Origin of the sequence: Cellulosimicrobium sp. RS (assembly GCF_046159675.1) — a bacterium.
GTDB classification, from domain to species: Bacteria; Actinomycetota; Actinomycetes; order Actinomycetales; family Cellulomonadaceae; genus Cellulosimicrobium; species Cellulosimicrobium funkei.
Map to the genome: position 1 here is coordinate 39754 of NZ_JBJXVU010000014.1, position 23653 is coordinate 63406.

At 76.7% G+C, this 23653-nt stretch carries 17 protein-coding genes and 1 pseudogene; 8 read left to right on the plus strand and 10 right to left on the minus strand.

Features of this window, described 5'->3' with window-relative positions:
- Positions 1 to 75: 75 nt before the first annotated feature.
- Entirely contained in the window at positions 76 to 978 is a 903-nt protein-coding gene (locus ACI769_RS18470; protein WP_085387921.1) for a LysR family transcriptional regulator, read from the minus strand.
- Between the two features lie 95 nt (positions 979 to 1073).
- Between ACI769_RS18470 and ACI769_RS18475 the strand changes: the two genes are divergently transcribed.
- Positions 1074 to 2348 (plus strand): MFS transporter, encoded by a 1275-nt coding sequence (locus tag ACI769_RS18475; RefSeq protein WP_085387922.1) that lies wholly within the window; start codon positions 1074 to 1076, stop codon positions 2346 to 2348.
- A 41-nt stretch (positions 2349 to 2389) separates the two neighbouring features.
- Here ACI769_RS18475 and ACI769_RS18480 read toward each other — a convergent pair whose 3' ends face one another.
- Positions 2390 to 4234: a siderophore-interacting protein gene (locus ACI769_RS18480; RefSeq protein WP_085387923.1), complete on the minus strand. Its 1845-nt coding sequence runs from the start codon at positions 4232 to 4234 to the stop codon at positions 2390 to 2392.
- Positions 4234 to 5268 (minus strand): ABC transporter substrate-binding protein, encoded by a 1035-nt coding sequence (locus ACI769_RS18485; RefSeq protein WP_085387924.1) that lies wholly within the window; start codon positions 5266 to 5268, stop codon positions 4234 to 4236. The genes ACI769_RS18480 and ACI769_RS18485 overlap by 1 nt, the downstream gene beginning before the upstream one ends.
- A gap of 234 nt (positions 5269 to 5502) precedes the next feature.
- Here ACI769_RS18485 and ACI769_RS18490 point away from each other — a divergent pair, with 234 nt between their 5' ends.
- Positions 5503 to 6303 carry a helix-turn-helix domain-containing protein gene (locus tag ACI769_RS18490; RefSeq protein ID WP_051028551.1) on the plus strand — a complete coding sequence of 267 codons (801 nt, stop codon included), beginning with the start codon at positions 5503 to 5505 and terminating at the stop codon, positions 6301 to 6303.
- A 6-nt stretch (positions 6304 to 6309) separates the two neighbouring features.
- Here ACI769_RS18490 and ACI769_RS18495 read toward each other — a convergent pair whose 3' ends face one another.
- Positions 6310 to 6867: a dihydrofolate reductase family protein gene (locus ACI769_RS18495; RefSeq protein WP_043659185.1), complete on the minus strand. Its 558-nt coding sequence runs from the start codon at positions 6865 to 6867 to the stop codon at positions 6310 to 6312.
- Positions 6868 to 7076: 209 nt separating this feature from the next.
- On the opposite strand from ACI769_RS18495, the gene ACI769_RS18500 reads away from it, so the two are divergent.
- Positions 7077 to 8102 (plus strand): hypothetical protein, encoded by a 1026-nt coding sequence (locus ACI769_RS18500; protein ID WP_085387925.1) that lies wholly within the window; start codon positions 7077 to 7079, stop codon positions 8100 to 8102.
- A 45-nt stretch (positions 8103 to 8147) separates the two neighbouring features.
- Here the strand turns inward: ACI769_RS18500 and ACI769_RS18505 are convergent, their stop codons facing one another.
- The 6 genes and pseudogenes from ACI769_RS18505 to ACI769_RS18530 all read right to left on the minus strand — a co-directional run bounded on the left by ACI769_RS18505 (position 8148) and on the right by ACI769_RS18530 (position 14919).
- Positions 8148 to 8441 (minus strand): hypothetical protein, encoded by a 294-nt coding sequence (locus ACI769_RS18505; protein WP_198163067.1) that lies wholly within the window; start codon positions 8439 to 8441, stop codon positions 8148 to 8150.
- Between the two features lie 67 nt (positions 8442 to 8508).
- A pseudogene (locus ACI769_RS18510) lies at positions 8509 to 9282 on the minus strand (endonuclease/exonuclease/phosphatase family protein); the annotation flags it as partial.
- A 212-nt stretch (positions 9283 to 9494) separates the two neighbouring features.
- On the minus strand, positions 9495 to 9968 hold the full coding sequence (locus ACI769_RS18515) for an HNH endonuclease (protein ID WP_009863577.1): 474 nt from the start codon (positions 9966 to 9968) through the stop codon (positions 9495 to 9497).
- 273 nt (positions 9969 to 10241) lie between these two features.
- On the minus strand, positions 10242 to 11570 hold the full coding sequence (locus ACI769_RS18520; RefSeq protein WP_085387927.1) for a low temperature requirement protein A: 1329 nt from the start codon (positions 11568 to 11570) through the stop codon (positions 10242 to 10244).
- Positions 11567 to 13159 carry an ATP-binding protein gene (locus ACI769_RS18525; protein ID WP_232322565.1) on the minus strand — a complete coding sequence of 531 codons (1593 nt, stop codon included), beginning with the start codon at positions 13157 to 13159 and terminating at the stop codon, positions 11567 to 11569. The genes ACI769_RS18520 and ACI769_RS18525 overlap by 4 nt, the downstream gene beginning before the upstream one ends.
- Positions 13160 to 13242: 83 nt before the next feature.
- Positions 13243 to 14919 (minus strand): FAD-dependent oxidoreductase, encoded by a 1677-nt coding sequence (locus tag ACI769_RS18530; protein ID WP_043656867.1) that lies wholly within the window; start codon positions 14917 to 14919, stop codon positions 13243 to 13245.
- 183 nt (positions 14920 to 15102) lie between these two features.
- On the opposite strand from ACI769_RS18530, the gene ACI769_RS18535 reads away from it, so the two are divergent.
- From ACI769_RS18535 to ACI769_RS18555, 5 genes are read left to right on the plus strand one after another with little or no spacing between them, the layout of a single operon-like run.
- Entirely contained in the window at positions 15103 to 16668 is a 1566-nt protein-coding gene (locus ACI769_RS18535; RefSeq protein ID WP_085387928.1) for a pyridoxal-dependent decarboxylase, read from the plus strand.
- Positions 16665 to 18227, plus strand: a complete 1563-nt coding sequence (locus tag ACI769_RS18540) for a lysine N(6)-hydroxylase/L-ornithine N(5)-oxygenase family protein (RefSeq protein ID WP_409142082.1) — start codon at positions 16665 to 16667, stop codon at positions 18225 to 18227. The genes ACI769_RS18535 and ACI769_RS18540 overlap by 4 nt, the downstream gene beginning before the upstream one ends.
- Positions 18224 to 20734, plus strand: a complete 2511-nt coding sequence (locus ACI769_RS18545; protein ID WP_409142083.1) for a GNAT family N-acetyltransferase — start codon at positions 18224 to 18226, stop codon at positions 20732 to 20734. The genes ACI769_RS18540 and ACI769_RS18545 overlap by 4 nt, the downstream gene beginning before the upstream one ends.
- 1 nt (position 20735) lies before the next feature.
- A complete protein-coding gene (locus ACI769_RS18550; RefSeq protein ID WP_085387931.1) occupies positions 20736 to 22955 on the plus strand; it encodes a penicillin acylase family protein in 2220 nt (739 codons plus the stop codon).
- Complete coding sequence (locus ACI769_RS18555) at positions 22952 to 23587, plus strand: GNAT family N-acetyltransferase (RefSeq protein WP_085387932.1); 636 nt, start codon at positions 22952 to 22954, stop codon at positions 23585 to 23587. The genes ACI769_RS18550 and ACI769_RS18555 overlap by 4 nt, the downstream gene beginning before the upstream one ends.
- Positions 23588 to 23653: the final 66 nt, after the last annotated feature.

Sequence of the window (23653 nt, forward strand, 5' to 3'; positions counted from 1 at the left end):
CGATGAGCACGTGCCGATGCTAGCAGCGCGGCCCGGCCGGGTCCGCGGGCGTGGGGTTCGCGGGCGCGGGTCCGGTCACCCCGCCGGAGCCTGCTCCCGGCCCGTGACGAGCGAGGCGACGAGCGAGGCGACGAGCGCCGCGACGGCAGCGCCCGGGTGCGGCCGCGTCACGAGCCCGAGCGACCACGCCTCCGGCGCGTCGAGCGGCACCGCGACCGCGCCCGGCGCGGGCTCGTACATGTCCGCGGGAACCACCGCGACGCCGAACCCGGCGGCGACGAACGCGGGCAGGTCGCCGACGTCGGCCACCTCCGTGTCCGCGCGCGGCGCGACGCCCGCGTGCGCGAACGCGCGCTCGGCGACCACCCGGTTGCCGAACCCGCGCGGCGTCGTCACGACGTGCTCGTCGGCCAGGTCGCCGGGCGCCACCGACCGCGCCCCGGCGAGCGCGTGGCCCGCGGGCAGCACCGCGACGAACGTCGACGACGTGAGCCGCGTGTAGCGCAGGCCGGGGTGGTCCTCGGGCCCGAGCCCGGTGAACGCGACGTCCACGACGCCGCGCCGCACGTCCTCTCCCAGCCCCGTGGACCCGGCGGGCGACGGGGTGAGGCGCAGCACCACGCCGGGGTGGCGGTCCCGGAACGCGGCGAGGGTGCGCGGCAGCCCGAGGTACCCGAGGTTCGTGAACACCCCGAGCCGCACGGTGCCGCGCACGTGGTGCGGCCCGGGGGCGACGGCGGCACGGGCCTGGTCGACGGCGTCGAGCACCGCCCGGGCCCGGGGGAGCAGCGCCTCGCCCTGCGACGTGAGCGCGACCGAGCGCCGCGTGCGCTCGAACAGACGAGCGCCGAGCTCCGCCTCCAGCGCGCGCACGCCCGCCGAGACGCTCGACTGGACGGCGAAGACGCGCGCGGCGGCGCGCGTGAAGCTCAGCTCCTCGGCCACGGCGACGAAGTACTCGAGCTGGCGCGTCTCCATGCCGCTCACCCTACGACGTCTCATCGCTGACATCGATCAGACGGATCGGTACAAGTCGTTGGACACGATCAAGCGCGCAGGCGCACGGTGGACGCATGACGACGACCTCGGCACCTCCGACCCGCCCCGCACCCGCGCGACCGGACGACGCGCAGCGGCCCTCCCGGCCGCCGCGTGCGCGGCGCGCGCGGCCGCTCGTCTCGCACGGGTCCGGGTTCCTCGTGGTGGCGCTCGCGTTCGCCACGGCCATGGCGTTCTCGACGGTCCCGACGCCGCTCTACCCGCTGTACCAGGCGCGCGACGGCCTGCCGACCGTCGCCGTGACCGTCGTCTTCGCCGCGTACGCCGTCGGGGTCGCCGCGAGCCTCTACCTCGTCGGGCACCTCAGCGACCGGTTCGGGCGCCGCCGCGTCCTGGTCCTCGGCCTCGTGGCCGAGCTCGTCGCGGCCGTGCTGTTCCTGCTGCTGGACGGGCTGGGCGGCCTCGTCGTCGCGCGGCTCGTCTCGGGCGTGGGGATCGGGGCCGTCACCGCGACGGCGACCGCGCACCTCGCCGAGCTCCGCGCGGCAGCCCGGCCCGGCGGCCCGACGGACACGAGCGCCGTCGCGGGTCTGGCGAACATCGGCGGCCTCGCGCTCGGACCGCTCGTCGGCGGGCTGCTCGCCCAGGCCGCGCCCGCGCCGCTCACGACGCCGTACGTCGCCTTCGCCGTCCTGCTCGCCGCGGCGGTCCTCGCCGCCGCGCTCGTGCCCGAGACCGTGCCGCCCGCCGCCGCCCCGTACCGCTACCGCCCGCAGCGCGTCGCCGTGCCGCGAGGCGGGCGCGGCACCTTCGTCGCCGCGGGTGCCGCCGCGTTCGCGGGCTTCGCCGTCTTCGGCCTCTTCACGTCCCTCACCCCGAGCGTGCTCGCGACCGTGATGCACGAGGAGTCGCGCCTCGTCGCCGGGCTCGTCTCGGCCACGGTCTTCGCCGCGGCCGCCGTCGCGCAGCTCGCCACGGGCCGGCTCGCCCGCCGGCGCCAGGTCGCGCTCGCCGTCGCGCTGACGCTCACCGGGCTCGCCGTGCTCGCCGTCTCCGTCGGCACCGCGAGCCTGCCCGGGTTCGTGGCGAGCGCCGTCGTCGCGGGCGCGGGCGTGGGCATCCTCTTCCGGGGCGCGCTCGCCACGGCGGGGGCCCTGGCGGAGCCCGGCCGCCGGGGCGAGGTCCTGGCGGGGGTCTTCCTCGTCGCGTACCTGGGGCTCGCCGTCCCCGTGCTGCTCCTGGGGCTCTCGCTCACGGTCGAGCCGCTGCGCCTCATGGTCGTCGTCTTCGCGGCGGCCACCGCGCTGCTCGTCGCGGCGGCCGCGCCGGGCTTGGCACGCCGGTCCTGAGCGGGCGGGGCGGACCGCGGTCCGCCCCGCCGTGCCGTGGGTCAGCGGGCGAGCTCGACCCGCGCGACGCCCCAGCCGAGGGCGTCGTGCCCGACGACGCGCCACCCGGCGCGCGCGGCGAGCCGGGCCACGTCGTCGGGCGTGCGGGGTCCGGACCCCGTCGTCGCGAGGGACAGCAGCGCGTGCTCGTGCGCGTGCGGGCTCAGGCCGTCGGGCGTGAGGTCCTCGACGAGCACGGCCCGACGCGCGGCCGCCCCCATCGCGGCGAGGAGCGCGACCACCTCGTCGTCGGTGCGGTGCCCGGTCCCGAGCGCGCACACGGCGAGGTCGGCGCCGGGCCAGGAGCCGGACGTGGCGTGGGGCGAGCCCGTGCCGGCCTGCTCCCGCAGGACGGCGAGCGGCACGGGGTCCTCGACGAGCGTCGTCGTGCGGTCACCGGGCACGTCCGCGAGCAGGTCGGCCACGACGAGCGCCCCCGGCCCTCCGACGGCCACCGACCGCGCGCCCGACCACACGGGCCACGTCGGGAGGCCGGTGAGCACGTAGGGCAGGACGTCGGCGCCCTCGACGACCTCCGCGGCGAGGTCGACGTCGGCCTCGACCTCTGCGCGCAGGGTCCGGCCGCGCGAGCGCGCCCACGCCGGGGCGTCCTCGCGCAGCGCCGGGGCGAGCGCGGCGAGCGCGAGGACCGCGTCGGCCTCCAGGCCCTCGTACTCCTCGCGCGCGTGCTCGTCGTCGAGGAGGTCCTCGCCGGCGTCGGCCAGGGCCACCCTGTCACCGTCCGAGGTCACGACCCCCGACGCCGTGAGGACGTCCACGAGGACCCGGACCGCCGCGGGCGCGACGCGGGCCGCCTCGGCGAGCGCCGCGACGTCGCGCGGGCCGTCGCCGAGCGCGTCGAGCAGCCCGAGCTGGAGTGCGGCGCGCGTCGCGAACCACGGCACGGGGGACGGCACGCCCGCGGGCTGCGCCGCGGGGACGGTGCCGGTCGCGGTGCTGCCGGGCACGTCGCTCGCGGTGCTGCCCGGGACGCCGCCCGAGGTGTCGCCGACGGTGCTGCTCGCGGAGCCGCCCGGCCCCGCGCCCGAGGGCGCCGGCCGCGCGTGCCAGTACCCGGTGACGTCGACGTGCGTGCGGGGCACGCCGCGCTCGCGCGTGAGGTGGCGGCGCACCGGCAGCAGGGCCCGGCTCTCGCTCGCAGCCCACGCGTAGACGCGCCCGGGCCACCACGTGATCGCGCGCACCGCCTCGCCGAGCGCGCCGCGGTCGCCCTCGGGCGCGACGACCCAGCGGACGGTGTCGCCGTCGCGCAGCGCGAGGTCCTGGCGCGCCGACGCGTCGCCGACCGTCACGACGACCTGCACGGGCGCGTCGACAGGACGCTCGTCGAGGAAGCGGCCGATCGCGGGCAGCGCCGTCTCGTCGCCCGCGAGCAGGGCCCAGTCGACGTCGTCGGGCCACACGGTGGAGGCCTTGGGGCCGACGAACCACAGAGCGTCGCCGGGGCGCGCCGCCCCGGCCCACGCGGCGGCGGGCCCGTCGCCGTGCAGCACGAGGTCGAGGTCGAGCTCGCCCGCCACCGGGTCCCAGCGGCGCGGCGTGTAGTCCCGACCCTGCCGGTTCGGCGCGGGCGGCCAGTCGATGCCGTGCGCGCGCTGCACGGGCAGCGCGGACGCTACGTCGCCGTCGGACGCGAGGACGAGCTTCACGTGGTCGTCGAACCCCGGGGCGTCGAACGCCGGCATCGGCAGGCCGTCGCGCTCGAACGCGCCGAGCTCCGGCCCGACGAGCGTCACGCGGCGCATGCGGGGCGTGACGTCGACGACGCGCGCGACCTCGACGCGCCGCAGGACGAGGGGGTGGGTGCGCAGGCGGTGCTGGGCCATCAGGAGAACTGCTCCTCGACGACGTCGAGCAGGGCCATCGCCTCGTGGTAGTCGCTGCGGATCGTCCACGTGGGCAGCTCGTGCGCGGTCCCGGCGGCGAACGACGGCAGCGCGGCGAACACCGGGTCGGCGGCGAGCGCGTCGAGGTCGACCTCCGCGCCGTTGAAGCCGATGACGAACACGTTCGGCGCCGTGACCACCGACGTCACCTGCTCGGCCGACACCTCGAACATGTCACCGCCCGGCGTGTACGGCTCGGCGCCGGTCTGCTCCTGGATCGGCTGGACCGCGAACCCGAGCCGCTCGAAGATCGCGGGCAGCCCCTCGCCCTCCTGGAGGGCGTACGTGGTGCCCTCCGCCGTGCGGGCGAGGAACGCCGTCTCGCCCGCGGGCACGGTGATCGCGTCGCGCACCTCCGTGAGCCGGTCCTCGTACCCGGCGGCGAGCTCCTCGGAGGTCTCCGCGTCGTTGAACACGTCCTCGGCGAGGAATGCGAGCTGCTCCTGCCACGTCGTGTACGTGCCGCTCACGAGGACGGTCGGGGCGATCTGGCTCAGGCCGTCGTAGACGTCCGTCGCCTGCTTGAGCGGGAAGCCCCACCCGCCACCGACGATGAGGTCGGGCTCGAGCGCGAGGATCGCCTCGAGGTTGAAGCCGTCGGCGCTCCACTCCAGGAGCTCCGTGCCGTCGGCCTCGGCCTCCTGCGCCCAGAGGGGGGAGAAGGCCGGCTCGGGGTCGTCGGTCACCTCGGGCACGGTGGCGAGGACCGGGACGTCGAGCGCGTAGAGGTACCCGGCGAGCGCGTGGTTGAGCACGACGACGCGCTGCGGGTCCGTCGGGACGGTGACGTCGCCCTGGTCCGTGGTGACGACGCGCTCGGCCGCGGACGAGCCGGTGGGCGTATCTGAACCCTCGGCCCCGGCGTCGGACGTGGTGGTGCCGCCCGAGCACGCGGAGAGTGCGAGCGTCGCGGCGGCGACGAGCGCGGCCAGCGCGGTGAGGGGGCGGCGGGTGGGACGGCGGGACGGCAGCATGGGACCTCGCACTCGGGAGCAGGGACGCGGGGGCCGCACGGCGTGACCGGGGCGCACCTCGCGAGGTTAGGCTAACCACACCTGCGCGCCGTGCCGTGTCCGGACATGACACGGACGCTCCCGGACGCGACACGACCGGGCGCGCGACGTCCGCACGGTGCGCCGCGGGATACGTCCGAGGTCGTCCCGCAGGACGGCCGGACCGGAGGGTCCGGCCGAGGAGAGGAGCGCCGCATGACCCCGACCGCGCTGGGCGCCGTCGTCCCGGAGAACGCCGTCCGCTTCCTCGGCCACGACACCCACGCGCACGACGAGCCGCACCTGGTCCACGTCGTCGCGGGCACCGCGGAGCTCGTGGCCGACGGCGCGCCCCTGACCCTGCGCACGCACGAGAGCGTGTGGCTCGCCCCCGGCGTGCCGCACTCCGTGCGCCTGCCGGGCGGGGCGATGGCCCTCGGGCCGGTGCTCTCGCCGGGCGTCGAGCCCCCCGTCCGGGTGCACCGGCTCGGCGTCGTGCCGGCCGTCACGGACGTCCTGACCGCCGTGCTCTGCGCGGGCCCGGCGACCCCGGAGCAGGTCGCGCCGTTCCGCGCAGCCCTCGAGGAGGTGCTCCGCGGGGTCACGGGCGACCACTTCGTGCTGACGCTCCCGTCGCACCCGGTCGCGCGCGCCGTGGCCGAGGACGCCCGGCGCGGGGGTGCGACGCTCGACGAGCTCGCCGACCGACGGCACGCGAGCGCGCGCCACGTCCAGCGGCTCTTCGTCGAGGAGACGGGGCTCCCGTTCGGGCGCTGGCGCACGCGCGCCCACCTCAACGTCGCGATCGCGCGGCTGCGCGGCGGCTCGCAGCTGGACGCGGCGGCCCGCGCCGCCGGCTACGCCACGCGGGCCGGCCTGCTGCGCGCCCTCAGCCGGGAGACCGGGCAGCCGGTCGCCGACCTCGCGCGGGACCCCCTGGCGGTCCTCGCCCGCGCGCCGCGGGACACGGGTCCTGGTACCCGGGCGGCTCGCGTCGACGAGCGCCTGAGCGCCTGAGCCGGATCAGCGGTCGCGCACGACCCGGTAGCGCAGCGCGGTGCGCACGCCCACCTCGTCGACGCTCACCTTCTCCAGGGTGGCGGGGACGCCGCCGTCGAACAGCCGGACGCCGCCGCCGAGCAGCACCGGCATGACGTCGACGGCGAGCTCGTCGACGAGGTCCGCCGCGAGGAGCTGGCGGAAGAGGTCCGCGCCGCCCACGAACGTCACGTCGCGGTCGCCGGCGGCCTCGACGGCGCGGCGCACCGCCTCCTCGACGCCGTCGGTGACGAACTCGATCCACAGCCGCTCGTTGCGGCGCGGCGCGACGGGCAGCGGGTGGTGCGTCACGACGAAGATCGGCGCCTGGAACTCGTAGTCCTCCGCGTAGCTGTCGGGGTCCTCGGCGCCGTCGAACGTGCGTCGCCCCATGAGCACGGCGCCGGTCTCGTCCTGGAGCCGGCGCATGTAGTCGCTGCCCACGAGCGTGTCGAAGTCCGCGTAGAGCGCGGCGCTGCTCCCGGCGGCGTCCTGCACGAACCCGTCGAGCGACACCGTCGCCCCGGCGATCACCTTGGCCATGGATCCTCCTCGTCCCTGTTGCGCGGTCGAGGGGGAGACCCGGGGCGGTGCGCGGACTCATCGGTCGGCGGGCGGCCTCCGGGTCGGCCCGCTCCCGGACGGCGCCCGCCGTCGGGCCGTTCGGCAGTTCTCATTATCGTGTTGACCCTGGTCACGGGCCGTCGTGAGAGTGGCTGCCGTCCCACCCGCTCTCTCACTGTGGAGGCAGCATGCCGGACGACCCTCGCCCACCCGCCCCTCGTCCCCTGACCCGTCGCGCGCTCCTGCGCGGTGCCGTCGTGCTCGGTGCGGCGACCGCGACCGGCACGCTCGCCGGCACCGTGGGCGGTATCGCCGCCCCTGCACCCGCGCACGCGGCGGTGCCCGGTTTCCCGACCTTCCGCTACCTCGGGCAGCCGCTCGACCGGAGCACGTTGCGGTACAACCCGACGAACGAGCTGATCTTCCCCTCGGTCCGGTACGTCGCCGGGCGCGTCGAGAACCCGCTCGGCCGCTGGTACATGTACTACGCCCCGCACGACGCCCCGGGCGGCATCTGCCTGGCCTACGCGGACTCCGTCACCGGCCCGTGGCGCGAGCACCCCGCCAACCCGATCATCCCGCGCACGTGGGCGGGCTTCGACGTGAGCCACGTGTCGAGCCCCGACGCGTTCTGGAACCCGGCGGACCGCCGGATCTACCTGTTCTTCCACGGCGAGAACCACACGACCCGGGTCGCGAGCTCCGCCGACGGCCGCAGCTTCACGTACCACAACCGGGTCGTGGGCACGTACATGCTCCCGGGCGTGAGCGAGACGTCGTACGCGCGCGTCTTCCCGCACCCGACGCAGTCGGGGGTCTACGTCATGCTGCTGATGGGCAACCACGGCGGGACGCGGAAGATCTACGTCGGCTGGTCGCAGTCGCTGACGTCCGGCTGGCAGGTCAAGCCGGAGCCGCTCATCACGCCTGCGGCCGGGGAGGGCGGGCAGGTCTCCGGGGCGCACTACTGGTCGCGCAACGGCGGGGGCCACGTCGTCTACCACGCGGGCTCGGGCAACATCCACGTCGCGCGCGTGGGGACGGGCTTCGACCGCGAGGACCACCTCGGGGTCCTGTACGACTCGGGGTCCGCCGCACCGGACCACGGGCGCGCCGCGGCGCCGTCGTTCGTGGAGGTCGACGGCCGCCTGCACATGTTCTACGAGGCCGGCCAGCGCGGCTCCACGACGATCGCCCTCGCCCGCGCGGACTGACGCCCCGGCCGGGCGCCCACCGCCCCGGGCGCCCGGCCGGGCCCGTCACGCGAGGTTGACGTCGGCCCACAGGGCGGCGTGGTCGGACGCCGCGTGCACGGGCGACGTCATCGTGTCGTAGTGCGGGAACAGGGTCCCGTCCTTCCCGCCCCACACGCCCCGGCGGAAGACCGACCCGCCGACGGTGCGCTCGAACAGCGCGGGGGAGAGCAGGACGTAGTCGATCTTCTGGCTCGCGGTCCCGTTGCCGTACGTCCCGGGACGCCCGTCGCCCCGGAACTCCGGGTGCACGCTCACGTCGCGCAGGTCGGTCCCCTCGAGGAGCGGGCGCAGCGGCACCGACCCCGGTGTCGTTGAGGTCGCCGACGACCACGACGTGCTCCTCGCCGCGGGCGCGCAGGCCCGCGTAGATCGCCGTGGTGCGGGTCGCCTGGCGGCGCCGGGTCGCGTCCGACTCGGCCTGCGTCCCGTACCCCTTGGACTTGAAGTGGTTGACGAGCACGGTGAGCGTGCCGCCGCCCGGCAGCACGACGACGTACTCGGGGCAGTCACGACCGAAGACGAGGCGTCCGCGCGAGTCCCGGTCGTCGACGTGGGAGCGCACCGTCCCGATCTCGTAGGGCCGCCGCGTGAGCAGCCCGACGTCGATCCCGCGGTCGTCGTTGCCGTCGATGACCATGACGTGCGGGTAGAGCGCGCGCCCGGAGCGGGTGACGCCCGCGTCGGTGAACCGCTTGAGCGCGACGCGGCTCTCCGCCTCGACGACGGCGAGGACGTCGGCACCGACGTCGGCCACGACGCGCGCCGTGTGGGCCATCGCGAGCTCGTCGACCCGGTCCTTGACGAGGTCGACCCAGCCGACCCAGTCGCCCCGCCCGGTCGCGACCACCTCGGTGCGGGCCGTCCCGGCGGCCTGCGACCCGGTGCGGCGCACGAGCCGCCCGCGCACCTGGCGCAGCACCGCGAGCGCGGCGGCGTCGGCGCGCAGCAGGCCGAGCGTCTCCAGGTGCTCCAGGATCTCGGCGCGGGCGTCGGGGCCGTACCGCTCCTCGGCGATCAGGGCGTTGACCCGGGCGTGCGCCGCCAGGACCGCGTTCCCCGCGGTCAGCGGGCCCGCCATCGCGCGCGGCCGCTCGAACAGGTTCTCGACGTTGAACGTCCCGATCCGGACCGTCGCCATCGTGGGCTCCCTCGCGCGGCCCGGGACCCGAGGTGGGTGCGCGGCGCGGACCGGCTCCACCAGGAGGGAGGGCCGCGGCCGGTGTCCCGGACGCCGCCGCGGGCGCGGTCGCGGTCGCGGTCGCAGGACCGCACCAGGCGGCCGGCCCGGCCGGTGTCACCGCCACCGGCCGGGCCGCCCGTGGCCGGCCGGGCGCGCCGGCCGGTGACCCGTCAGCGTCTGCGCGGGGCGGGCGCCGACGGGTAGATGTCGCGGAACGCGGGCTCGAACGGTCTGGACAGGAGCGACAGGCCTGCCTGCTCGGGCGTGCGCCCGCCCTTGGCCGCGTTGCACGGCTCGCACGCGGCGACGGCGTTGAGCCACGTCGTCGTGCCGCCCTGGCACCGCGGGACGACGTGGTCCATCGTCGTCGCGGTGCCGCCGCAGTACGCGCACCGGTAGCGGTCGCGGCGCAGGAGCGCGGCGCGCGAGTACGGCACGCGGCCCTGCCGCTCGTACACCCAGCGCGCGTGCACGTACCGCACGAGCGCGACCGACCGGGGCCGCTGGTAGGGCCCGAACGTCTCGCCCTCGACGGCCTCCAGCACCTCGGCGACCTGCCGGTGCAGCATGCGGATCGCGTGGCGCAACGACACGCGGCCGAGCACCTGGCTGCCGCCGAGGTTGTAGATGACCACCTCGCTCATCGTCGCTCCTCCTGTCGTGCGTTCGCGTGCCGTGCCCCGGGACGACGAGAGCCGCCCCAGGACGGTGCCCCAGGACGGCTCTGCAGGTGGACGACGCACGTCGTCTACCTGAGGAGCGCCCTTCGGGACGGGTCGACGGACCACTCGTGCGTCACGCGGGTCCACCTGCCCTTCACCGGTCGTCATGGTCGAGCGTCCGGGCGGGTGTCGACCGGACGCCCCGAGGCTATGCCCGCGAGCCCCTGACGTCCACGGTTTTGCGCCCGCGCGGCGTCAGGCGTCGTCCCGCGCGCCCGTCTCCGACGCCGCCGCGCCCGGCTCGGCGCCCGGCCCCGTGCCGAGGTGCGTGCCCGCCGCGTCGCCCGACGTCGGCCGGTGCGCGCGCCCGGCACCGGAGAGCTGGACGAGCAGCGCGCCCGACAGGACCCACACGAGCCCGGCGGCCGAGACCGACCCGCCCGCGAGCGCGGCGACCGCTCCCGCGGCCACGACGGGCACGGCGAGGACCAGCGCGGTGCGGACGTCGCGCAGCACCGCGTGGACGCCCGCGGACACCAGCCCGTGGACGGCGAACGCCCCGACGAGCAGCGCGAGCTCGGCCGGCTCGAGGGCGCGCGCCGGGCGGTCCAGCACGCCCCCGAGCGCGCCCGCGAGCGTGGCGAGGGCCCCCGTCGTCACGAGGTGCAGGAACCACGCGACCCGGGGCGGCACGCCGGCCGGGCGCAGGAGCGCCACGCCCGCGTACCCGGAGCGCACCGTGAGCGCCCACAGCCCGACCAGCAAGGTGAACGCCCCCGCGCCCGCTACGAGCAGGGTGCGGTCCCACTCGGCCTCGCTCGCGGCGTCGATCGCCTGGATGAGGCCCTCGCCGAGCACGATGATGACGAACAGCCCGAGCCGCTCGCCGAGGTGGGGCACGTCGCTCGCGGCGGCGTCGACCGTCGTCGGGACCTCCAGGTCGCGCCGCCGCCCGCGGTCCGGCGCGCCCGGTCGTGCACGACGGCCGCCGAGCGCACGACCCCGGCCCCGGCGCTCGCGGACCTCGTCGAGGCGTTCCTGCGCGCGCCGCACGAGCCGCTCGCCGGAGAGCGTGAGGAGCAGCAGCAGGTCGATCGCGAGGCCGACGCCCCACAGCACGTACCGGGTCTGGCCGTCGGCCCACCACGACACGACCCACGGCACGACGCCGGCGAGCGCCTGCACGACGGGCAGGTCCACGACGACGGTCGTGCGCCGCCACGGGCGTGCGGCCACGAGGCGGCCCACGACGTAGGCGACGGCGAACGCCCGGGCGTGCTCGTCGTGGATGCCGGGGACGGCGGCGATCATCACGGCGAGCGCGGCCATCCCGGCGAGGATCGGCAGGGACCGCGCGCCCTCTCCCGCGACGTTGCCGTACGTCGTGAAGCACGCCCACACGAGCCAGAAGGCCGTGTACGCCACGACGTACAGCGCGAGCCCGCCGCCGTCGTGGTCCTCCTGGAGGAGGTGGGCGAGCATGCCGATGCCCGCGACGACGACGAGGTCGAAGAACAGCTCGAGCCAGGAGGCGTGGCGCTCCTCGCCGACGGGCGAGGTCCCCGCCGCGGGGGCGGCCGTCACGGGCGGCCGTCGGGCGCGTCGGGCGAGGTGGGCGAGGTGGGGACGGGCGCGGGTTCGAGCGGGAGCCGCACGACGAACCGCGTGTCGCCCGGCACGGACGTCACGGCGAGGTCGCCGTGGTGCTTGTTGACGACGATGCGCCACGAGATGTCGAGACCGAGCCCGGTGCCCTGCCCGACGGGCTTCGTCGTGAAGAACGGCTCGAAGATGCGCGGGCGCACGGCGTCGGGGATCCCGGGGCCGGTGTCGGTGACCTCGACCTCGGCGTGGTCGTCGACGCGCCGGGTGGTCACGGTGAGGGTGCCGGTGCCGGCCATCGCCTGCGCGGCGTTCTCGACGAGGTTGGTCCACACCTGGTTGAGCTCGGCGGCGTACACGGGCACGGGGGGCAGGTCGGGGTCGTAGCGACGCACGACGTCGATGCCGTCGAGGGTGTGGTCGAGCATCGTCAGGGTGGAGTCGAGCAGCTCGCGCAGGTCCACGGGCCGGAAGGGCGCCCGGTCGAGCTGGGAGTACTGGCGGGCGGCCCCGACGAGGGAGGAGATGCGCACGGTGGCGTCCTCGATCTCGGCCATGAGCTGCTCGGTCTCGATGGTGTACGCGAGCCAGCTCACCGCGCCGGTGAGCGCGCCGGCGTCGACCCGTCCGGCGACGCGGTCGAGCCACGGCTCGTCGATGCCGGCCTGGACGAGCGCGGGGGAGACCCGCCACCCCTCGGGCAGGCCGTGTTCGTCGAGCCAGTCGGTGAGGCGGTCCTCGAGGTCGGAGGTCTCCAGGGCGCCGACGGCGTCCGCGGTGCGCGTGTCCGCGTACCGCTCGAGCGCCTCCTCCTGGAGCCGGATCAGCTCGGCGAGCGTGGCGCGGTCGTAGGGGCCGTCGGCGATGAGCGCGAGCTTGTGCCGCATGGCCGCGACGCGCTCGCGCAGGGTCCCGGTGGCGCGCACGGCGGCGGCGGCCGGGTTGTTGAGCTCGTGGGTGAGGCCCGCGGACAGGGACCCGAGCGCGAGCAGCCGCTCGCGCTGCCCGACGAGCTGCTGCGCGTCGCGCGTGCCCCAGAACACGCCCTCGAGCAGGTGCACCGCCATGGGGAACCACTCGGTCATGAGCTTGGCGAAGTCGGGCGCCGCGAGCACGAAGAAGCGCGAGGGCTCGAGCGCGCGCGCCGAGTGGAGGTAGGTCTGGGGCAGCCGGTCGCCGAGGTAGGCGTTCCAGGCGCCGAGGTAGACCCCGACCTGACGGGTGCGCGAGACCTCGACCTCGTCCTCGCCGACGCGCCGGTAGAGCGCGACGCCGCCGTCGAGCAGCACGTAGAACGCCTCGGCGGGCGCGCCCTCGTGGAAGAGCCAGCCTGCGTCGTGCCGCTCGACGTGCCCGGTCGCGCACAGCCAGGCGAGCTGGTCGTCCGTGAGGTGCTCGAACAGGAACGTGGCGCGCAGCTCGTCGACGTCGCACGGCAGCCAGCCGCGCGCGGCGGCGGCCGCGGCGGTGCCGGGCCTGGTGGTGGGTGGGGTGGTGGGCGCGGTGGTGCCGGGCGCGGTGCTCGCGCCGCCCGCGGGCGGGGTCGTGGTGGGGTCCTCGGTGCTGGTCACGGTGTCGCCTCCGGGTCGGTCGGGGCTGTGTCGTCGGGGCTGTGTCGTCGGTGCTGTGTCGGCGGGAGCGTGGCGGGTCGGGGTCAGAGCTGTTCGAGGTAGCGGTGGACGAGCATGACGGCCATCGCGCCCTCGCCGACGGCGGACGCGACGCGCTTGGCCGACTCCGCGCGCACGTCCCCGGCGGCGAACACGCCGGGCACGGACGTCTCCAGGTGGTAGGGCGGGCGGTCGAGCGTCCACCCGGCGGGCGGGGCGCCGTCGTGCAGGAGGTCGGGTCCCGCGAGCACGAACCCGCGGGGGTCGCGCGCGACGACGCCGTCGAGCCAGTCGGTGCGGGGCGCGGCGCCGATGAACACGAACGCCCACCCGCACTCGACGCGCGACGTCGTGCCGGCGTCGAGGTCGCGCAGCTCGAGGTGCTCCAGGTGGTCGTCGCCCGACGCCGCGACGACCTCCGTGCGGGTGAGGACCCGCACGCGCGGGTGGGCCTCGACCTGCTCGACGAGGTAGGACGACATGGACCGGGCGAGCGAGTCGCCGCGCACGACGAGCGTGACCTGCTTGGCCTCGCGCGCGAGGTAGAGCGCCGCCTGCCCGGCGGAGTTCGCGCCCCCGACGACGTACACCTCCTGGTCCTGGCACGCGGACGCCTCGGTGAGCGCCGAGCCGTAGAAGACGCCGCGGCCCACGAGGTCGGCGAGGCCCGGGCCGTCGAGCAGCCGGTAGGAGACGCCGGACGCGAGGATGACGGTGTGCGCGTCGATCGACGTGCCGTCGGGGAACCGCACCGAGCGCGCCGGGCCGTCGACGTCGAGCTCGACGGCGTCGCGCGTCGTGACGATCTCGGCGCCGAACCGCACGGCCTGGCGGCGCGCGCGCTCGGCGAGCTGGGCGCCCGAGATCCCGTCGGGGAAGCCGAGGTAGTTGTCGATGCGCGAGCTCTGGCCGGCCTGGCCGCCGGTCGCGGTGCGCTCGACGAGCACCGTGCGCAGCCCTTCCGACGCCCCGTACAGCGCCGCGCTGAGCCCCGCGGGCCCGCCGCCCACGACGACGAGGTCGTAGAAGTCGGCCGCGGGGCGCGTGGCGAGCCCGACGCGCTCGGCGAGCGTCGCGTCGTCGGGCGCGACGAGGGGCTCGCCCTCGGGCGTGACGACGAGGGGGAGGGTCTCGCCGTCGGCCTGCGCGGCCGTGAGCAGGCGCGACCCCTCGGCGGACTCGGACGGGTACCACCGGTAGGGGACGCGGTTGCGCGCGAGGAACTCGCGCACCTGCGACGAGCGCGCCGACCACCGGTGCCCGACGACGACGGTCTCGGCGGGCCGGCGCCGGTCGGTCGCGGACCACGCCTCGAGCTGGGCGTCCACGACGGGGTAGAGCTTCTCCTCGGGCGGGTCCCACGGCTTGAGCAGGTAGTAGTCGAGGTCGACGACGTTGATCGCCTCGATCGCGGCCTCGGTGTCCGCGTAGGCGGTGAGCAGGACGCGCCGCGCCGCGGGGAAGAGGTCCATCGCCTGCTCGAGCAGCTCGACGCCCGTCATGCCGGGCATGCGGTGGTCGGCGAGGACGACGGCCACGTCCTCGCCGCGCAGCGCGAGCTCGCGCAGCGCCGCGAGCGTCTCCGCACCGGACTCGGCACGCACGATCCGGTACCGGTCGCCGTAGCGGCGGCGCAGGTCGCGCGCGACCGCGCGCGAGACCCCGGGGTCGTCGTCCACGGTGACGAGGGCGGGGCGGGTCGTCGCGACGGTGGGTTCCACACGGCCTCCTCGGGCACCAGGACGGGCGACTGCCATCCTCTCCCCGCCGTGGCCGCGCGTCCACGGCGGACGTGGTGCAGGTCACTCTTGACGCGAGACCGCGCTGCGCTAGGTTAGGCAAGGCAAACCTCAGGTTGCCCCGCCGCGGTCCGTGGCGGTCCTCTCCCCGTCCTGGAGCCTCGCATGCTCTCAGCACGATCCGGCGCGCCCGCGCACGGTACCCCGACCGCCCCCGCGCTGCTCACCGGCGCGACCGCGGGCGCCTACGCGAGCACCCTGCACGCCGTGGTGGACGACGTCGCCGCGCGCGTGGCCGCCGTCGACCAGCCCTGGTCCGGCGCGAGCCGCACGCACCTGGCCGCGCTCGTCGACGCCGCCGACCTCGACGGCCCCGGCGTCGGGACCGACGCGGCGCTGCGCGAGGCCGCCGACCTCTACGCGACCCACGCCGTGTGGTTCCACCACCCCGCCTACGCCGCGCACCTCAACTGCCCGGTCGCGCTGCCCGCCGTCGGCGCCGAGGCTCTGCTCGCCGCGATCAACACGTCCGTCGACACCTACGACCAGTCGACCGTCGCGACCCTCATGGAGCGCCGCCTCGTCGCCTGGACCGCGGGCCGCGTCGGCTACGCCGCCGGCGACGGCGTCCTCACGTCGGGCGGCACCCAGTCCAACCTCCACGCGCTCTTCCTCGCCCGCGAGCGCGCCGTCGAGCGCGCGGCCCGCGACGGGCTCGGACGCTCGGCCGTCCTGCCGCGCCTGCGCGTCCTGGCCGCGGGATCCAGCCACTTCAGCGTCGCGCGCTCGGCCCTGCTGCTCGGCCTCGCCGACGACGCGGTCGTGCGGGTCGAGGCCGACGCCGACGGGCGTGTCGTGCCCGCGGCGCTCGCGGCCGCCGTCGCCGCGGTGCGCGCCGCGGGCGACGTGGTCATGGCGGTCGTCGCGACCGCCGGCACGACCGACCGCGGCTGTGTCGACCCGCTCGCCGCGGTCGCAGACGTGTGCGACGCGGCCGACGTGTGGCTGCACGTCGACGCCGCCTACGGGTGCGGCCTCCTCGTGTCCCCGACGCGCCGGCACCTGCTCGACGGCATCGAGCGTTCGCGGTCGGTGACCGTCGACTACCACAAGGCGTTCTTCCAGCCCGTGTCCGCGAGCGCGCTGCTCGTGCGCGAGCGCGCCGACCTGGAGCGCGTCGCGCACCACGCGGACTACCTCAACCCGCGCGAGAACGCCGAACCGAACCAGGTCGACGTGTCGCTCCAGACGACGCGCCGCTTCGACGCGCTCAAGCTCTGGACCACGCTGCGCGCGCTCGGCCCCGGCGGGGTCGGCGCGATGGTCGACGCCGTGTGCGAGCTCGGCGCGCAGGTGCACGCCGACCTCGCGGACGACCCCGAGCTGCGCGTGCTCGGCCGCACGGACCTGTCCACGGTCCTGTTCCGCTACGAGCCGCCGGAGCTGTCCGCGGCGCACGCGGACCGCCTCGTGCCGCTCGTGCGGCGCGTGCTGTTCGAGTCCGGTCGCGCGGTGGTCGCCAAGACCGTGCTCGACGGCGTCCCGTGCCTCAAGCTCACGCTGCTCAACCCGACCGTGACGCTCGCGGACGTGCGCCACGTGCTCGACCTCGTGCGCACGACCGCCCAGGCGCTCGTCGAGCGCGACGAGCTGCTGCACGACGACGACGTCGCGACGCACGCCGCGGACCTCGTGGCGTCCCTCGCGACCGCCGGGGCGGTGACCCGATGACCACGACTGCTCGCACGACGAGCGGCCCCGCCCGAGCGCCCCACGACCCGGCGCCCCACGACCCGGCGCGCGTGCGCGACGTCGTCGGCGTGGGGATCGGGCCGTTCAACCTCGGCCTCGCCGCGCTGTCCGCGCCCCTCGACGACGTCGACGCCGTGTTCCTCGACGCCGCGCCCGAGTTCCGCTGGCACCCCGGCATGATGATCGAGGGCGCGACGATCCAGGTCCCGTTCCTCGCCGACCTCGTCACCATGGCGGACCCGACCTCGCCGTACTCGTTCCTCGCGTTCCTCAAGGCCACGGGCCGGCTCTACCCGTTCTACATCCGGGAGTCGTTCTACCCGCTGCGCGCCGAGTACGACGCGTACTGCCGCTGGGTCGCGGCCCGCCTGGGCTCGCTGCGCTGGTCGCGGCGCGTCGTCGCCGTCGAGCACGACCCGGCCGCCGACGCGTTCGTCGTGCGCGCCGAGACGCTCGCCCCCGACGGGAGCGTGACCGGTACCGAGGAGCACCGGGGTCGCCACCTCGTGCTCGGCGTCGGCACGTCACCGGTGCTGCCGCCCGCGCTGCGGGCGCTCGCGGACGAAATCGCGCGCGGCGAGCACCCGGGTGCCGGGCCGCTCGTGCACAGCGCGCAGTACCTGCCGCACCGCGACGCGCTCGCGGCCGCGGGCTCGGTCACGGTCGTGGGCAGCGGCCAGTCGGCCGCCGAGGTCTACCGCGACCTGCTCGACGGCGTGCACGGCGACGCGCGGCGCCCCGGCTACCGGCTCGACTGGGTGACGCGCTCGCCGCGCTTCTTCCCCATGGAGTACACGAAGCTCACGCTCGAGATGACGTCGCCGGAGTACACCGACCACTTCCACGCGCTGCCGCTCGAGCTGCGCCAGCTCCTCGGCCGCGAGCAGCGGGGCCTGTACAAGGGGATCAGCGGCGACCTCGTGGACGAGATCTACGACGCGCTGTACCGCCTGAGCCTGGACCGCCCGGTGCCGACGACGCTGCTCACCGACACCGAGGTCGTCGCCGCGCGGTACGAGCCGGCCGTCCGCGGGCGCGACGACACGGGCGCCGCCGGGCAGCCCGACGCGGCAGGCCCGGCCGGGGAGTACGTGCTGCGGCTGCGGCACGCGCAGCTCGGGCGGGAGGTCGAGCGTCGCACGCGCGCGCTCGTCGTCGCGACCGGCTACGCCGCCTCCGTCCCGGCGTTCCTCGACCCGGTGCGCCACCTGCTCCGGTTCGACGAGCTCGGGCGGTTCGACGTCGCGCGCGACTACACGGTCGACGACGCGCGCCGCGTCCACGTGCTCAACGGCGAGGAGCACACGCACGGCATCACCGCCCCGGACCTCGGGTTCGCCGCGTGGCGCAACGCCGTCGTGCTGCGCACCGTCAAGGGCCGCGAGGTGTACCCGGTGGAGGAGCGCATCGCGTTCCAGACGTTCGGCCTGCCCGACGACGTCGGTCCCGCGGCCGCCCCGCCCTCGACCGCGTCGCGCACCGCGGACGCCGCGGCGTCCGCCGCGGCGGCCGGGCGCACGGCAGGGGAGGCCCGATGAGCGCCCCCACCGTGACGACGGCGGCCGCGCCGTCGCCCGCCCCGGCGACGAGCGCGGGCCCGGGCGCCGCCTTCGCGGTGCGGGTCCGGCTCGGCAGCGGCCGTGCGGACGTCTCGTTCGAGGCGGTCGACCCGGTGCGCGACGCCGCGCTCGTGCAGGGCTGGCTCGCGCACCCCCGCTCGGCGTTCTGGCAGCTGGGCCACCTCGACGTCGACGGCGTGCGGGACTACCTCGCCGGGGTCCGCGCCGACCCGCACCAGGACGCGTGGCTCGGCCGGGTCGACGGCGTGCCGTCGTTCCTCGTGGAGACGTACGACCCGGCGCGCGTCACGCTCGCCGACGTCCCCGCGGCCGTCGCCCTGCTGGAGCCGGGAGACGTCGGGATGCACCTGCTCGTCGCGCCCCCGGCCGGTCCCGCGCGCGGCGGGTTCACCTCGGCGGTGATGGGCGCCGTCGTGCGGTTCTGCCTCGACCCCGCGGGGTGTGGCGCCCGCCGCGTCGTCGTCGAGCCGGACGTGCGCAACGCCGCGATCGCGGCGAAGAACGCCGCGGCCGGGTTCCGCGTGCTGCGCGAGGTGGAGCTGCCCGGCAAGACGGCGCACCTCGCCGTCGCGACGCGCGCCGACCTCGACGCGAGCCCGCTGGGCGACGGCGTCGACCACGCGCCGCACCTGCGCCCCGGCCTCGCCGAGCGCGCGCACCGCCACCTCGTCGCCAAGACGATCGCCGAGCTCACCCACGAGCGGCTGCTCGCGCCGCGCGCGGAGGTCTGGCCGGTCGAGGCCGACGGGCCGGGGCAGTACGTGCTGCCCGTCGCGGACGGCTCGGTGGAGTACCGGTTCGTCGCGCGGCGGTACGCGCTCGAGCACTGGGTGCTCGACGAGGCGTCGATCCGGCGCACCACGACGGCCGGGCACGCCACGGCGGGCCGGCCGGGCGACGCGGGCGACCCCGTGGGTCCGGGCGGCACGGGCGCGCGGCGCGAGCTGCCGGTCGACGCGCTCGACCTCGTCGTCGAGCTCCAGCCCGACCTGCGCATCCCCGACGACCTGCTCGCCACCTACCTCGAGGAGGTGTCGTCCACGCTCGCGAGCGCGACGGCGAAGCTCGAGCGGTACGAGCGCACCGGCGGGCCGAGCGCCACCGACCTCCTCGGCGCGTCGTTCCAGCAGGTCGAGGCGGCGATGACGGAGGGGCACCCGGGGTTCGTCGCGAACAACGGGCGCATCGGGTTCGGCCTCGCGGAGTGCCGCGCGTACGCGCCCGAGAACGGGGGCCGCGTGCGGCTGCTGTGGCTCGCCGCGCGGCGCGAGCACACCCACCTCGCGCTCGGTGCGGGGCTCGACGAGGAGACGCACTACGGGGCCGAGCTCACGCCCGACGAGCGCGCCGCGTTCGCCGAGCGGCTCGCCGCGCGCGGCCTCGACCCGGCCGACTACCTCTACCTGCCCGTGCACCCGTGGCAGTGGGAGCACCGCGTGCCCATCACGTTCGCGGCCGACGTCGCGCGCGGCGACCTCGTCCCGCTCGGGCCGGGCGCCGACGAGTACCAGCCGCAGCAGTCGATCCGCACCCTGTTCAACCTCACCCGGCCCGGCCGCCACTACGTCAAGGTCGCGCTCGCGATCCAGAACATGGGGTTCCTGCGCGGGCTGTCGCCCGCGTACATGCGCGACACCCCCGCCATCAACGACTGGGTCGCCGACCTCGTCGCCGCCGACCCGGAGCTCGGCGGCCGCGGGTTCACCGTGCTGCGCGAGCTCGCCTCGATCGGGTACACCGGCGACGTCTACCACCGCACCGCCACGCCGTCCCCGCACCGCAAGATGCTCGCCGCCCTGTGGCGCGAGAGCCCCGTGCCGCGCACCGCGCCCGGGGAGCGCCTCGCCACCATGGCCGCGCTCCTGCACCGCGACCTCGACGGCGCCGCGCACGCGACCGCCCTCGTGCGCGCCTCCGGGCTCGACCCCGCCGACTGGGTGCGCGCCTACCTCGACGCCTACCTGCGCCCGCTCGCCCACGCGCTCCTCGCGCACGACCTCGCGTTCATGCCGCACGGCGAGAACCTCATCCTCGTGCTCCGTGACCACGTCGTGGTGCGCGCGGTCATGAAGGACGTCGGCGAGGAGATCGCCGTCCTCGGCGACGCGCCGCTCCCGCCCGGCGTCGAGCGTGTGCGCGCCGACGTCGACGACGAGGAGAAGGCGCTCGCGATCTTCACCGACGTGTTCGACGGCGTCCTGCGCCACCTCGCCGCGATCCTCCACGGCGACGGCGTGCTGCCCGAGGACCGGTTCTGGCGCCTCGTCGCCGAGTGCCTCGACGCCCACCGCGCCGACCACCCGGACCTGCGCGGCGGCGTCGACCTGCGCGCCCCGCGGTTCGCGCACTCGTGCCTCAACCGCCTCCAGCTGCGCAACACGCTCCAGATGGTCGACCTCGCCGACCAGTCCGCGTCCCTGCTGTACGCGGGTACGCTCGCCAACCCTGCCGCGCGGGAGGGCTGACGTGACGGCGAACCCCGGCGGGTTCTCCGTGCACCGCGACGCGTGGGGCGTCCCGCACGTGCGGGCCGCCGACGAGCTCGCGCTCGCGCGCGGCCAGGGGTACGTCACCGCGGTCGACCGCGGCTGGCAGATCGAGGTCGACCGGTGGCGCGCCGAGGGGCGGCTCGCCGAGCGCCTGGGCGAGCCGGGCCTCGCGTGGGACCGGTTCGCCCACCGCGTCCGCCTCGCCGACACCGCGCGCCGCGCCTACGCGGCGCTCGCGGACGACGACCGCGTCTGGGTCGACGCGTACACCGCGGGCGTGAACGACGGTCTCGAGCGCGGGCGCGACGTGCCCGAGATGCACGCCCTCGCCGACGCGGCCTGGCCCGGAGGGGGCGACCTGCCGCCGCACGAGCCGTGGCCCGCGTGGGCGCCGCTCGGCGTCTTCCTCGTCGCGCACGTCCTGTTCTCCGGCTTCCCGCACGTGCTGTGGCGCGACCACGTCGCGCGCACGCTCGGGGCCGAGGTCGCGCGCTCCCGGCCCGACGTTCCCCTCACCACGGTGCTCGACCTGCTCGCCGTCGACGGCGGCCCCGGCTCGGGGTCGAACGCGTGGGCGTTCGCGGGCGCGCGCACGCGCGGCGGGGCGCCGCTGCTCGCGGGCGACCCGCACCGCCTCCTGGAGCTGCCGGGCGTCTACCAGCAGGTGCGCCTGGCGTGCGACGCGTACGACGTCGTCGGGCTCGCATTCCCGGGCGTCCCGGGGGTCCCGCACTTCGGGCACGCGGGCGCGGCGGCGTGGGGCGTGACGAACGCGATGGCGCACCAGGTGGACGTCGTCGCGGAGCGGCTGCACCGCACCACGGACGGCGGTGTCGTCGCGGAGGGGCCGGACGGTCCGGAGCCGGCGGACGTCGTCGTCGCCGCGATCCGCGTGCGCGCGCCGGGCGGACCGGTCGAGCACCGCGTGGAGACGATCGAGACGGCGCGCGGCGTCGTCGTCACGGGCGGGCCCGACGACCCGGGCCGGACGTTCGCGGTGCGCCTGCCCGCACGCGTGGACGCCGACCTCGGGGTCGCCGCGTGGCGACGGCTCCTGCGGGCCGGGTCCGCGCGCGACGTCACGGACGCGTTCGCGACGTGGGTCGACCCGGTGGACCGCGTGCTGGCGGCGGACCGCGCGACGGTGCTGTCGGTGACGGCGGGGCGCGTGCCCCGCCGCGACCCGACCGAGCGCACGCTGCCTTTGCCGGGGTGGGCCGACGCCGGGCGCGCCCGCCCGTGGGTCGTGCCGCCCCCGCCCGTGGTCGTCGCCGACGTCGCGGTCGACGCGAACGAGCGGCCCGCGCGGCCCGACCTCGACCTGGGCCGCACGTACGCCCCGCCGCACCGCGCCCGCCGGATCCGGGCGCTCCTCGCGGCCGCGGGTGACGACGCGACCGCGGCGGACCAGTCGCGCGTCCACGCGGACACGCTGCTCGGCGGCGCGGACGACCTGCTCGGGTGGCTCGACCGCGACGCCTACGCCTCGGGCGACGAGGCCGGGGCCGACGACAGCACGACCGCGCGTCCCGACCCCGCGACGGTCCACGCGGCGGCGCGGCTGCGCGCGTGGGACCGCCGCATGGACGCGGACAGCGCCGACGCTGCGCTCTTCGCGGCCTGGCGCGGCGCGCTGGTCGGCCGGGTCGCGGCGCACCCCGCGCTCGCGCCGCTGCACGCGCCCCACGGCCTCGACCCGGTCTTCGCGCCGTGGCTGTCGGTCACCGCGCGCGTCGCCGACGCGCTGCCCGCGCTCCTCGGCGCCGCGTGGCTCGGGATCGACGGCGCCGCGCTCGCGTGGGCCGCGCTCGCCGACGTCGTGCGGGCGCGGGACGACGCGTCGGGCCCGGTCCCGGTGTGGGGCGACACCCACCGCGTGCTCGGGCTGCACGTGCTCCTCGACGTGCCGGGCGCGCCGGTCCCGCGCGTGCCGGACGTGCCGCTCGGGGGCGACACGGACACCGTGCGCTGCACCGCGAGCGTGCCGGGGGTCAGCGACGTGTGCGTGCGCGGGTCGGTCGCGCGCTGGGTGTGGGACCTCGCCGACCGGGACGCGAGCCGCTGGGGCGTGCCGTTCGGCGCGAGCGGCGACCCGCGCTCGCCCCACTTCACCGACCGGCTCGCCGCCTGGGCCGACGCCGAGACCGTGCCCGTCGTGACCGACTGGGCCCTGCTGCGCCACGAGGAGACCCGATGACCGCGACCGACCTGCCCGCCCCCGGCCGCCTGCCCACCGGCGCGCCCGGGGAGCTGCTCCTCACGCACCACGCGCCGGGCGGCGGCCGCCTGACGCTGCGCGTCCTCGACCCGGACGCGGACCTCGACGTGCTGCACGCCTGGGTGACCCGGCCGTGGGCCCGTTTCTGGGGCCTCGGGGACCTGTCCCGGACGGAGCTGCGGGACCTGTACGCCTACGTCGGCTCGCTGCCGACGCACCACGCGTTCCTCGTGCGGTGGGACGACGCTCCGGTCGCGCTCCTGCAGACCTACGAGCCGGAGCACGACCCCGTCGGGGAGGCGTACGCGGTGGCGCCGGGCGACGTCGGGCTGCACTTCCTGCTCGGCGGGCGCGGCCCGCGCGGGGCGGACCTGTGGGCCGCCGTCGGTCCGCTGGTCGTCGCGTTCTGCCTCGCCGACCCGCGGGTGGACCGGATCGTCGTCGAGCCGGACGCGGCGAACGAGCGGGCGCACGCCCGGATGCGGGCCCTCGGCTTCGAGGTCGCCGAGCGGGTGCGCGTGGGGGAGAAGGACGCCCTCCTCGCGTTCCTGTCGCGCGACCGCGCGCGCGACCTGCTCGACCAGGCGGAGAGGGCAGCGGCGCTGGAGTGACCGGCTGCGCCGCCGAGCGCGGTGCCGCGGTCCCCGCGCGCGGTGGCGCGGCGGCCGGGCGTCGGG